The sequence below is a fragment of the Sphingomonas sp. genome, from assembly GCF_042091075.1.
In the GTDB taxonomy this organism is placed as follows: Bacteria; Pseudomonadota; Alphaproteobacteria; order Sphingomonadales; family Sphingomonadaceae; genus Sphingomonas.
In genome coordinates this window covers 22,915-30,727 of the sequence record NZ_JBELIE010000021.1, presented here as the reverse complement: position 1 = coordinate 30,727, position 7,813 = coordinate 22,915, and the positions used below count along the sequence as shown (strand labels likewise).

6 protein-coding genes, 1 tRNA gene and 1 pseudogene are annotated in these 7,813 nt (G+C 68.4%); 4 read left to right on the top strand and 4 right to left on the bottom strand.

Annotation, left to right across the window (positions count from 1 at the left end; genetic code table 11):
• The 4 genes and pseudogenes from ACFDSW_RS03965 to ACFDSW_RS03950 all read left to right on the top strand — a co-directional run.
• Nucleotides 1–332, top strand: a pseudogene (locus ACFDSW_RS03965) (hypothetical protein); the annotation flags it as partial.
• Nucleotides 333–443: 111 nt separating this feature from the next.
• Nucleotides 444–530 (top strand) — tRNA-Leu (locus tag ACFDSW_RS03960).
• A gap of 301 nt (nt 531–831) precedes the next feature.
• Nucleotides 832–1,239, top strand: coding sequence for a hypothetical protein (locus tag ACFDSW_RS03955; protein WP_375248975.1), 408 nt, complete (start codon nt 832–834; stop codon nt 1,237–1,239).
• A gap of 94 nt (nt 1,240–1,333) precedes the next feature.
• On the top strand, nt 1,334–1,963 hold the full coding sequence (locus ACFDSW_RS03950; protein ID WP_375248974.1) for a peptidylprolyl isomerase: 630 nt from the start codon (nt 1,334–1,336) through the stop codon (nt 1,961–1,963).
• A 91-nt stretch (nt 1,964–2,054) separates the two neighbouring features.
• Here the strand turns inward: ACFDSW_RS03950 and ACFDSW_RS03945 are convergent, their stop codons facing one another.
• From ACFDSW_RS03945 to ACFDSW_RS03930, 4 genes are all read right to left on the bottom strand, one after another.
• The gene (locus ACFDSW_RS03945; RefSeq protein WP_375248973.1) at nt 2,055–3,026 is read right to left on the bottom strand and encodes an alpha/beta hydrolase; all 972 of its coding nucleotides are present in this window, start codon (nt 3,024–3,026) and stop codon (nt 2,055–2,057) included.
• A 96-nt stretch (nt 3,027–3,122) separates the two neighbouring features.
• Nucleotides 3,123–5,372 carry a beta-glucosidase gene (locus ACFDSW_RS03940; RefSeq protein ID WP_375248972.1) on the bottom strand — a complete coding sequence of 750 codons (2,250 nt, stop codon included), beginning with the start codon at nt 5,370–5,372 and terminating at the stop codon, nt 3,123–3,125.
• A gap of 28 nt (nt 5,373–5,400) precedes the next feature.
• Entirely contained in the window at nt 5,401–6,909 is a 1,509-nt protein-coding gene (locus ACFDSW_RS03935; RefSeq protein ID WP_375248971.1) for an MFS transporter, read from the bottom strand.
• A complete protein-coding gene (locus ACFDSW_RS03930; RefSeq protein WP_375248970.1) occupies nt 6,906–7,808 on the bottom strand; it encodes an alpha/beta hydrolase in 903 nt (300 codons plus the stop codon). The genes ACFDSW_RS03935 and ACFDSW_RS03930 overlap by 4 nt, the downstream gene beginning before the upstream one ends.
• Between the last annotated feature and the right edge of the window lie 5 nt (nt 7,809–7,813).

Here is a 7,813-nt window from a genome sequence, read left to right as displayed (position 1 = left end):
GCCTATTGCAGCAGGCGGGGCTGGGGATCGGCCGCGACGAACTGCCGCTGACGATTCGCGACAATCCGATCGAGCGCCGCAAGATGGCGAACGGTTCCGAACTGTTCGCGGTGAGCGGGCAGATCACCAATCCGTCCGCGACGCGCCAGCGCGTGCCGGATATCCGCGCCGACCTGCGCGATTCGCAGGGCAAGATCGTGTTCAGCTGGACGATCACGCCGCAGCAACGCTCGCTCCCGCCCAGCGGCGCGATCGACTTCAACTCGGCGCAGGTCGACGTTCCCGCCAGCTCGAAACAGCTCGATCTCAGTTTCGTCGGCGAGAACAGCTAGCCCCACGATCCCCGGCATGGCGATCCGGCGGTTTTGCCGTTGCCAGCGGCGTGCCGCTTTGATAGGGGCGCGCTCCTGCCAATCGCCGGGCCCGCCCGGTAGATATCACGTGCGGTCGTGGCGGAATTGGTAGACGCGCAACGTTGAGGTCGTTGTGTCCGAAAGGACGTGGAAGTTCGAGTCTTCTCGACCGCACCATTTTTGAGCAGATGAGAGCGCCGTGGCCCTCCCGGACGGGATCCCCGCCGCGCCGACGGCAATCGCGGACATTCACGGCATACGGTTCGGCATCACCCTGAATGTCACGATGCCGGCGGTCGCCCAATAACCGCCCAGGCCGCGTTGAGCCGGCACGATAGGCGGTGGTGGTTGGGGCCCGGGGGCGTCAGCGCACAGCCCAGCCTTGCGGGGATCATCGCATCGGCCATGCGGCTGACGATCCCGTCACATGATGGCCCCAGCATGGGTCAGCGTCGGCATGGGGCGCGGGCCATCGGGGATGGCGCGCACCTATACGCCGACGCGCCTTCCCCCTTCGTCCACGGTGAGCCGCTCGTATGTGGCGATCGTCAACCAGGTGACGGGGCGCGACTATGGCTGGTTCTTCGACGCCTATCTACGCGAGGCCGCACTTCCGCACCTGGAAACGCACCGTTCGGGCGACGTGCTGAGTCTCGAATGGCGGGTGCCGGGGAACAGGCCCTTTCCGATGCCGGTCGAGGTCAAAGTAGGTGACCGAATGGAGACGGTGCCGATGGCGGACGGGCACGGCAGGCTGACCATATTGGCCGGCGAAACGACGATCACCCTTGATCCGCGCTCGAAGATCCTCCGCCAGCTCGACGGCATCGATCGCTTTCAGAGGTGGCGAAAAGCATCGTCGGCGCCGGCGGCTGGCGCGCGATGAGGGCCTCATCGGGCGTCAAGGCCGCCCTTCCCTGTCGTGGTGGCCAACATCCGCTGATGGCCGGCGGACGCGCTGTCACGCACGGATCAGATCAATGACGGACAGCCCGCCGATCACCCGTCGCGCCGCCCTGGCGCTTACCGGCGCCGGCCTGATGTGGCGCGTGCCCGCCGCAGCACGATCCCCGCTACCCACCGTGTCTTTGTCAACGCCGTTCGGCGACATCGAGATCGACGTCGATACGGCACGCGCGCCGATCACCGCGAAAAACTTCCTCCGCTATGTCACGCTCGGGCTCTACGAGGGCGGATGCTTCTACCGGGTCGTGCGGCCTGACAATGATCACAATCCCGCGACGATCCGCGTCGTACAGGGTGGCCGCAACGCCGACAGTGGCTCGCTGCCACCGATCGCCCATGAGGGCACGCGGCAGACCGGTCTTCTGAATCTCGACGGCATTCTGTCGATGGCCCGCAACGCGCCGGGAACAGCGACGTCCGAGTTTTCGATCAGCATTGGCACCAACGCCGCGCTGGACGAGGGAGGCGAGCGCAACCCCGACGGGAAGGGGTTCGCCGCCTTTGCCCATGTCCGTCAGGGCATGCATATCGTCAGAAGGATCAACGGCTTGCGCGCGGATGCGCCAACCGATGATCCCTATCTGGCTGGCCAGATGCTCAATCCGACGGTGCCGTTTCTGGCGGTGCGCCTGATACGTGGATGAGGCACTTGGCACGCCAGCGCATATCGCGCCGGTGATCCTGCAGGCGCCGCGCCGCACCGGGCGTCGCCGGCAAGGTTCGGCGCCGGACCTGTCACCCGGCCGTCGCATCCGCCTGAGGGGCCGAGCGCGCTTCCAGCGCTCGTCCCAGCGCCTCCCGCCGATCGGCGCGTGCCCGTGCCGCCAACGGGCTGCCGGGGACGGCATCGAAGGCGTGACAGGCGCCGGGGTAGACGTGCAGTTCGGTCGGCACCCCGGCGCGGATCAGCCGCCTCGCATAGTCGAGGTTCTCATCGACGAACAGGTCGAGTGCGCCCGTCGCGATATAGGCTGGCGGCAGCCCGGAAAGATCGTCGGCGCGCGCGGGAGCGGCATAGGCGGAAACGTCAGGTCCCCCCGGTTCGTGGCCCAGCATCGCCTCCCAGCCGAAGCGGTTGTGCGCCGCGGTCCAGACGAACTCGCCCGTATAGGGATGCACGTCGCGTGTGCAGGTGCGATCGTCGAGCATCGGATAGGTCAGGCACTGGAACGCCAGCGCGGGCAGCCCGCGATCGCGCGCCAATAGCGACAGCGCCGCGGCATAGCCGCCGCCGGCGCTTTCACCCATCACGCCGATCCGGCTCGCATCGACGCCGGTCGCCTCGGCATTGGCGAAGAGCCAGGCCAATCCGGCGTAGCAATCCTCGATCGGCCCCGGATACGTGGTTTCGGGGGCGAGGCGATATTCGACCGAGACGACGACGCACGACAGGTCGGACGCCAGCTGACGCAATATCGGCTCGAGATCGGCGACCTTGCCCATGACGTAGCCGCCGCCATGGATATGGTAGATGCCGGGCAGCGCACCATGGTCGCCCCCGGGCCGGAAGACATGGAGCGTCACATCCGGCGCCCCGGGCGGTCCGGGGACGAGCTGTTGCCGGTGCGTGGTCAGCGTGGGGTCGGCGGGCGGAAAGAACGCGGGGCGCGCGCGCAACGCGGGCAAGGCCTCGCGCGTCAAGGTAAGGTTCGGCATCAGATCGAGGACCGGGCGCAGCGTCGGGTCCACGAGATGAAGGCTGTTCATGGCATGATCCTCGTTGGCCAGAATATCATATCGCGGCCGGGGGAGCGGATGGCCGGTTCACCCGCGATCCAGGCCTCGCCGACATCTTCCGTGCCGTCATCGATCGTCTCGCGGCCCCGTTCGGGCCGCACGATCGCTCCACTGCCGCCGGGCGAGCGTGACGAAGCTCGTCGGCCCCAGCTCTGCCGCAGATCGACCGATGGCGAAACCATAGCGCCCCGCCGCGAGGCGCCACGCGCCGTCGCGATGGTCGGCAATGATGCGAGGTTCAGCGTCGATCGTCACTTCCCTGGCCTCGCCCGGCGCAAGCTCGACCTTCGCGAACCCAGCCAGCCGGCGGGTCGGCCCCGCCGGGGTGGACACAAGGTACAGCTGCACCACATCGCCGCCGGCCCGCGCGCCGCTGTTGCGCACGGTGATGCGGGCCGTCGGGGCGGCGCCGCCTGACAGGATCGGGCGCCCGTGCGCAAAACTGGTGTAGCTGAGCCCGAAGCCGAACGGGAACAGCGGCACGTCGCCACGTCGGGCGTGGAAGCGGTAGCCGACGTCAGCGCCCTCGATCGCATAATCGATCGGAAAATGGCGCCCCGATGCGGCGGCGGCGACAAACGCGGCCTCGCTCATCCCCGCCCAGGGCAGCGCCGGTCGGGGCAGTTGGCCGGTACTGGCGGGAAACGTGACGGGCAAGCGCCCCGACGGGTTGGTCCGGCCGAACAGCGCATCGGCGATCGCCGGCCCGCCCTGCGCGCCCGCATACCACGCCTCCATCACCGCGCCGGTACGGTCCAGCCACGGCATCAGCACCGGGCCGCCCGTTTCCAGCACCACCACCGTCCGTGGATTGGCCTCGGCGACCGCGGCGATCAGCGCGTCCTGCCCATCGGGCAGCGACAGATCGGGCACATCGGCCCCCTCGCTCATCCACTGCGTCGCGAAGACGATCGCGACATCGGCCGCGCGCGCGGCAGCGACCGCCTCGCTGACGTAGCGCCCGTCGCGATAGGTGATCGCGGCCTGGGGGGCGAGCGTGCGGATCGCGCGTAGCGGAGACGAGGCGTTGAATGTCTGATTGTTGTATTTGGCGAGCGGCCCTTCGCCGCCCATCGGGATCGATACCGCGGGGCCGCCTTGCGCCTCCACCTGGCTGGATCCGCCACCCGACAACACGCCGGCATCGGCATGCCCGCCGATGATCGCGATCGAGCGCACCGACGTGGACAGCGGCAGCAGCGCATTGCGGTTGCGCAGCAGGACGATGCCCTCGTCGGCCACCCCGCGCGCGACGCGGGCATGGTCCGCGACGTCGATTGCCGCGCGGGCCGGCGGGTGCGCGTCGAGCCCTACCGCGTAGATCGAACGCAGGATGCGGCGGTTCATGTCGCGCAACCGCACGGCATAGGCCGGGTCGCGCGCCGCCGCCGCAGCAAGCGGCGCGCCGAGAAACGTCTGCTTGTCGATCTGCGCGCCCGATTGCTGATCGAGGCCGGCGAGCGCGTAGGCGACGCTGTCGGTCGCGCCCCAATCCGACATGACGAAGCCGGGATAGCCCCAGTCCTGCTTCAGCACGCGATTGAGCAGGTCATCGCTGCCGCACGCCGGCGCGCCGTTCACCCGGTTGTACGCGCACATCACCGCGCCGGGGCGGCCGCGCTCGATGGCGATCTGGAAAGCGAGCAGATCGCTCATCCGCAGCGCATCGTCGGAAATGAGCCCGTCGACCACATGGCGGCCGGTTTCCTGCGCGTTCAAGGCGAAATGCTTGACGGTGGAGAGGACGTGGCGGCTCTGGATGCCGTCGATAGCGGCCCCGCCGAGCAACCCGGAATGCAGCGGATCCTCGCCCAGATACTCGAACGTGCGGCCGTTTCGCGGATCGCGGATAAGGTTGATACCGCCCGCCAGCAGAACGTTGAAGCCCTTCGCCCGCGCCTCATCGGCGATCATCGCGCCACCGCGGCGCAGGAGGCCCGGGTTCCATGTCGCGCCCATCGCCATGCCCGACGGCAGCGCGGTCGCGCCGTCGCCGCGCAGCCCGGCGATGTAGGACACGCCCAGGCTGGCATCGGTCTCGGTCAGCGCGGGCACGCCGAGCCGCTCGATACCTTGCACATAGCCGGCGCCCGTGACCGCCTCCGGCGGAATGACGACGTCGGGGATCAGCGGAATGGCCCATAGCCCGTGCGTCAGCGTGGTACGCTCGTCAGGTTGCATCCGCGCTTCCGTCGCGGCCGCCCGTGCGTCGGGGTCGACGGTCCGCGGGGCTTCCTGCGCGCTCAGCTGGGTCGCCGCCGTCAGGACTGCGCCACCGAGCGCGAGGACACGGGCGAAACCTTTGCGATACGGCATCGATCGATCGGACCTCATATTACTGCCCCTATATCACCGCCACCGCGTCGATGGGTGGCACCGGCGGGAGACGCCGCGTCGTCAATTCGGCGAGGATCGCCCGATGCCGTCCCGCATCGAGCCGGTAGAACAGGCAGACGAGGCAGGCCGCGAAGGCGAGCAGACCTGTCCCCGGACCGTAGATTATTCCGATCCACATCGTCGCCCGTGGCGGGAGCGCGACGGCGGCCGCCGCCCCACCGTGCACCGCGGCGCCGCTGGGCATGTCGATCAATTGCACCGCCACCCCCGCGATCAGCGAGCCGACGCCCAGCGCCGCCTTGCTCGCGAACGCCCAGCCGGCGAAATACAGTCCCTCGCGCCGGGCCCCGAAAAGATATTCATGCTCGTCGGCGGCATCCGCCATCATCGAGGCGAAAGCGATCGCAGCCATGGCCAGCATCGTCCCACCGACAAACACCGCGCCGGCCAGAATCGCCACTGGCGGGCCGCCTTCGACCGGCAGCATGCCGACGAGCCGCGCTGTCGCGGGTAGTGAGAAGGCGGCGGCAAGCCCGGCGATCCCGGCGATCAGCACCGTGCGCTTTTCCAGCCGGCGCAGCACCGGCCCCGCGAACGGAGCGCCGCACAGCAGCCCCAGGAAAAGCGCCAGCGTCACCGTCTGTATCTGCGCCGGCTGCATGCGCCAGAAATAGGTGTTGGCATGAATCGCGAGCGTGGCGTGAATCGCCGAGGAGGTGAAGAGTAGCAGCGCCCCGGCGAACAGTGTTCGAAACGACTGGTTGCGGAACAATTCACCCAGCTCACGCCACAATCGGGCACGCATCAGTCCCTCCGATCGCGTCGGCGCATGCTGCCGCTCGGGCATGGCATACAGCGCGCGCATCGATACCAGGGTGAAGATCGCGATGATCGCCCCCAGCGTCAGCGCGAAGGGGAGGTATGCCGCGCGGTTCGACAGGCCCGTCGGCCCGGACATAAAGACGCCGAACCCCAGCGCGATGGTGATGACGCCACCCAGCATCGCGATGCCCCAGCGCCACGCCGCGATCGCCGAGCGTTCCTCGTAATCGTCGCTCAATTCCGCGCCGACCGCATTGTACGGTAAGAGGAAAAGCGAGATCGAAACGCGTAGTCCGATCGAGCCGGCCACCAGCCAGGCGGTGAGCGCCGGAACGCTCCATCCACGCGGCAAGGCAAAGATGATCGCGAGGAACAGCATCGTTCCCGGTACGCCCAGCATCATGAAAGGCAGCCGGCGGCCGAACCGCGACCGCCACCCGTCCGACAGCGAACCGATCAGCGGATCGACGACCGCATCCACGAGCAAACCGACCGCAAGCGCGGCGCCGACCAGCGCGGCCGGCATGCCGCACACTGCCGTGGCGTAGAAGAACAGAAACAGATTCACCGCCTGCGTTGCGGCGCCATCGAGGATCGCCCCCGATGAATAGGCGATCGTCGCGGCGGTGCGGATCGGCGGCAGAGACCGCATCGTCGCCCTTTCGGATGCCGCCAGGCCGGAATCGTCGCTCATCGCCCGGTCCCCAGCCACCCATCGCATTCCAGCCAAGCGTGAAACGCGGGCATGAACCCCGTGCTCGTCGTGCCGAGCGTTCCCATCCCGAACCCGTGGCCACCACGCGCATAGACGTGCAGCTCGACCGATCCACCTGCCGCGCGCCACCCCTCGATCAGGCCGTAACCTTGCCGACCGTAGAGTTGGTCGTCGGCCGCCATCGCCGCGAACAACGGCGGCGGATCCGCACGCACCGGGCGCCGCGCCATAGAGGGGTAGATGGCCGCCAGAAACGCCGGCGCGGCGTCTTTCCCGTCGCGCTCGGCCAGCGCCAGGCCGATCATCGCGCCCGCCGAGAAGCCCAGATAGCCGATGCGCCGGGGATCAATCGACCATGCCGCCGCGCGCTCACGCACCAATCGCATGGCGGCGGCGGCATCGTCGATCATGAAGGGCGGCACATCGGAGGGGGTCATCGAGGCGGCATTGGCCGCCGCGGCGGCAAAGCGCTCGATCAGCGCGGTCCTGAATTCGCTATCATCAACGGGCGTGGGCTGAAGTCGATACTTGAGAACGAAGGCCGCTACGCCGCGCGCGGCAAGCCACCGTGCCTGCGCCCAGGCTTCGGTTTCCATCGATTCGATCAGATAGCCGCCACCCGCAGCGATGACGACCGCCGTGCCATTCGCCTCCTCCCCATCCGGCAGGAACGGGGTCAGCGTCGCGCCGGAGACGTTGCGCACCATCGTGCGCCCGCCGAACGAAAACCAGTTTTCAACAGGTGGAAACCCGGTGGACAGATGGTCAGGCGCCGGCCCGGTTTCGAGCGGGATCGCCCCCTGATCATCCGGCGCGTCGAGACGGACGATATCGATGGCGGGCGGCTCAACCGCAGGCGGGGGACCGTTTCCCGTCATGAGCG